Annotated in this window: 5 protein-coding genes and 1 tRNA gene; 1 reads left to right on the top strand and 5 read right to left on the bottom strand. The window is 63.5% G+C overall.

The features are described 5' to 3' along the window. The 4 genes from JNK99_RS04250 to tsaE form a co-directional block, all read right to left on the bottom strand. On the bottom strand, positions 1-147 hold a 147-nt coding region (locus JNK99_RS04250; protein WP_291849095.1), incomplete at its 3' end, for a transposase. A 110-nt stretch (positions 148-257) separates the two neighbouring features. Then, positions 258-333 (bottom strand) — tRNA-Thr (locus tag JNK99_RS04245). A gap of 130 nt (positions 334-463) precedes the next feature. Next, positions 464-1819, bottom strand: coding sequence for an N-acetylmuramoyl-L-alanine amidase (locus JNK99_RS04240; RefSeq protein ID WP_291849089.1), 1356 nt, complete (start codon positions 1817-1819; stop codon positions 464-466). Then, entirely contained in the window at positions 1774-2331 is a 558-nt protein-coding gene (tsaE, locus tag JNK99_RS04235; protein ID WP_291849086.1) for a tRNA (adenosine(37)-N6)-threonylcarbamoyltransferase complex ATPase subunit type 1 TsaE, read from the bottom strand. Before tsaE ends, JNK99_RS04240 begins: the two co-directional genes overlap by 46 nt. Before the next feature lie 6 nt (positions 2332-2337). Between tsaE and queG the strand changes: the two genes are divergently transcribed. Continuing rightward, positions 2338-3372: a tRNA epoxyqueuosine(34) reductase QueG gene (gene queG, locus JNK99_RS04230; protein ID WP_291849092.1), complete on the top strand. Its 1035-nt coding sequence runs from the start codon at positions 2338-2340 to the stop codon at positions 3370-3372. Positions 3373-3387: 15 nt separating this feature from the next. Here queG and JNK99_RS04225 read toward each other — a convergent pair. After that, the coding region (locus tag JNK99_RS04225) for a 4Fe-4S dicluster domain-containing protein (protein ID WP_291849083.1) at positions 3388-4096 on the bottom strand (709 nt) is incomplete at its 5' end.

Below are 4096 nucleotides of genomic sequence, written 5' to 3'. Positions count from 1 at the left end.
TGCCGTTCCACCGCAGCGAGGACACGAAAAGCCGTTCGGCCACCGCGCCGCCTCCAGCGCTGCTGCGCACTGCGACTCGGTTCCGAAGCGCTGAGCAAACTCTGGCATCGACAAACCGGGTTGAAACTGAATTCGATTCATGGCCATAGCCCTGACCTCCCCGTGATGATGAAGTGCAGGATACGCTCAGCCGGGCTCACCAAATGCGCCCAGCTGACGATTGTTGCTAATCAGGCTTCTTTATGTCTTTGATTTACTGGTGCCGCTGCCCGGAATCGAACTGGGGACCTACGCATTACGAATGCGCTGCTCTACCGACTGAGCTACAGCGGCACGACGACTGGTTCCGCCAATGCAAGGCCGGCATTCTAGCAGTGACATCCGCCATTTGGAACCCCCCTGTCCAGCGACTTACCCGGTTGCGGTGGCCCACCGACCGCGCAAGTAACGGCCATGCTCGGCGCTAGTCGAGCCTGGCCAGAGTCGACTTGGCGAGCGGCGGATTCTTCGCGAAGTACTTGCGGATTCCCGAGAGGATCGCCTCGGCCATCTTGTCCTGATAGGCATCGTCGTTGAGTTTTTTCTCTTCCTCGGGATTCGAGATGAAGGCCGTCTCGATCAGGATCGAGGGAATGTCGGGCGCCTTGAGCACGGCAAACCCGGCCTGCTCGACGCTCGCCTTGTGCAGGCGGTTGATGCCGCCGAGTTCGCCGAGCACCGCCTTGCCGAGTTTGAGGCTGTCGTTGATCGTCGCTGTTTGCGAGAGGTCGAGTAGCGTACGTGCGAGAACCGGATCCTTGACGTCGATATTCACCCCACCGATCAGATCGGCGGCGTTTTCCTTCTGTGCCAGATAGCGTGCCGCCGAGCTGGAGGCGCCGCTTTCCGAAAGAACGAAGACCGAAGACCCGTTGGCGTCCGGCCTGACAAAGGCATCGGCGTGAATGGAAACGAAAAGATCGGACTGGATTCGCCGAGCTTTCTGCACCCTGGCCTGCAGGGGTACGAAGAAATCGGAATCGCGAGTGAGCACGGCGCGCATGTTCGGCTCGCTCTCGATCTTCGCCTTGAGGCGCTTGGCAACCGCCAGCGTGACGTTCTTCTCGTAGCTGCCGCCGCTGCCGACGGCTCCCGGATCCTCGCCACCGTGCCCGGGGTCGAGGGTGATGGTGACGAGGCGATCGACCACCGCCCTGCCCGGGCGCTTGACGGACGGCTTCTGCTCGGCCGGTTGCTCGGCTTTCGATTCCCGCCTGTTCTCGGCCACCACTTCCGGGCGGCTCTCCGGCTTGCCGGCGGGCCTGCTCTCGACCGCCACCGGCGCCTGATCGCTGCGGTTGAGCAGCGAGAGCAGGGGATCGGGCGGATTGAGGGGATAGACGTCGAGGACCAGTCGATGCCCATAGCCACCCACTGGCGGCAGTTCGAACACCTGCGGATTGACTTCCCCCTTGAGTTCCATCACCAGCCGAACGACACCCGGCTTGTAACGCCCGGCGCGCAACAGCCTGATGTTCGGATCATCGGGCGCGATCTTGTTGGCAAGACTCTCGAGCACATTGTTGAACTCGATGCCTTCCAGGTCAACCACCAGACGATCCGGGTCCTTGACCAGGAAGTGCGTATACCTGAGTGGTGCGCTATGTTCGATGGCCACTCGCGTGTAATCCGCTGCCGGCCAGATGCGCACCGCCAGAACGCCAACACTCCGGTTGGCGGCCGCCGGCGACAGCGGACTGACCGTCAGCAGCAGTGATGCGCCAGTGAACTTGATCAGCCGGCGGCGCCCGACCACTCGCTCTTCAGCGCCTGAAGACATGCTCGTCCCTCCTCACTGAATGCGACGACGTCCACCGTCCGCCCTCGCTCAGCCAAATGGAAGCGCAGAACAAGGTCGGCCGGCGGCAGATAGCCGGCCGCCTTTTGCGGCCACTCGACCAGACAAACTGCATCGTCGCGGAAATACTCGCCAAACCCTGCATCCAGAAACTCTTCCGGAAAGTTGAAACGATAGAAATCAAAGTGATACCAGTATATCCTCGAAATCACATAAATTTCAACCAGTGTATACGTAGGGCTTTTGACCGGACCGACATGACCAAGTGCACGCAGCAGTGCGCGCACCAGGGTGGTCTTGCCGGCGCCGAGATCGCCATCCAGGCCAACCACCATGCCTGGCGCAAGCAATGGCGCGAGCGCGCGCCCCAGGCTGCCCGTCGCTACCGCGTCGGGCAGGTGCAGGGTGAAGCTGGACTGGTTATCATCCGGACTATGCACGAACGGGGCTCCCAAACAGGTGGCGATGACGAGGTGAACGGCCAGATCGACCATGCCGCCATGGTCAACAGAATCAGGGACTGGGGGCGGGAGCTCGGCTTTGCCTCAATTGGCATCAGCGGCGTCGATGTGGCAGCGACCGCCGGGCGGCTGGCGCGCTGGATCGAGCTCGGGCGGCACGGCGAAATGGATTATATGGCCAAACATGTGGCACTGCGTGCCGCGCCGCAGGACCTACTGTCCGGCGTGCGCTCGGTCATCTCGGCCCGCCTGCCCTACTGGCCTGACGCATGCGATGCCGAACAGGTGCTTGCCGACCGCAGCCGTGCGTACGTCTCACGCTATGCCCTGGGTCGCGATTATCACAAGACGGTTCGCAGCCGGCTGCGGAAGCTTGCCGAACATCTGCGCGCGGCAGCCGGGGCGCTGGGCCAGCCGATGACCTACCGCGTCTTTTCCGATTCGGCACCGGTTCTGGAAACCGAATTCGCGCAGCAGTCGGGGCTGGCCTGGCGCGGCAAGCATACGCTCTCGCTGACCCGCGAGGGTTCGTGGCACTTTCTCGGCGAGATTTACACCACGCTGCCGCTGCCGCCCGACCAGCCGGCCAAGGAGCACTGCGGCGACTGCCGGCGCTGCCTGGACGCCTGCCCGACCGCGGCGATCGTCGCACCCTATGAGGTGGACGCGCGGCTGTGTATCTCCTACCTGACGATCGAACTGCACGGAGCCATTCCGGTGGCCTTGCGCCCCCTGATCGGCAACCGCATCTACGGATGCGACGACTGCCAGCTCTGTTGTCCGTGGAACCGCTTCGCCCGCATCGGCGACTGCGATTTCGCAGTGCGCAACGGCCTTGACGCCGCGCCGCTGCCGACACTGTTCGCCTGGAGCGAGGCCGAGTTCAACGCGCGACTCGCCGGCAGCGCGATCCGCCGCATCGGGCACCTGCGCTGGCTGCGCAACCTCGCCGTGGCGCTGGGCAACGCGCCCGGCTCGCCCGAGGTGATTGCCGCATTGCGTGGGCGACAGGACGACCCCTCCGCCCTGCTACGCGAACATGTCGCCTGGGCCCTGGCGCAGCACGCGGCTTGAGCGGGCACGGCGGACTCACATGTTCGGATAGTTGGGTCCGCCGCCCCCCTCCGGCGCCACCCAGCGGATGTTCTGCGTCGGATCCTTGATGTCGCAGGTCTTGCAGTGCAGGCAGTTGGATGCGTTGATCTGCAGGCGCGGTCCGGCCGCCTCTTCGACGATCTCGTACACCCCTGCCGGACAGTAACGCTGTTCGGGCGAGGCATATTCCCGGAAGTTGATGGCAATCGCCTTGCTGCTGTCCAGCAGCTGCAGATGAACCGGCTGCTCTTCCTCATGCGCCGTATTCGAGACGAAAACGGATGACAGTCGGTCAAAGGTCAGCAGGCCGTCCGGTTTGGCGTACTCGATCGGCTGATGGCGGCTGGCCGGCGCCAGTTGCTCGTGATCGCTGCTGCGGTCCTTGAGGGTGAAAAACATGCGCCCGGAGAACAGATTCTGCTGGATCCAGTTGAAGGCACCGCCGAGAAAGGTGCCGAACCTGTGCAGCGCCGGCCCGAAATTGCGTGCCCGGTATAGTTCGGCATACAGCCACGACTCGCGGAAAGCGGTTGCGTAGGCCACCAGATCACTGCGCCCCTGGTCCCCCGACTGCAAGGCGGCGTGCACTGTCTCGGCCGCCAGCATTCCCGACTTCATCGCGGTATGCACGCCCTTGATCTTGGCGAAGTTGAGCGTGCCGGCGTCGCAGCCAAGCAGCAGGCCGCCGGGGAAGCTCTGCTTC

The sequence above is a fragment of the Accumulibacter sp. genome (assembly GCF_016789985.1).
In the GTDB taxonomy this organism is placed as follows: Bacteria; Pseudomonadota; Gammaproteobacteria; order Burkholderiales; family Rhodocyclaceae; genus Accumulibacter.
This window is presented reverse-complemented; position numbering and strand designations above follow the sequence as displayed.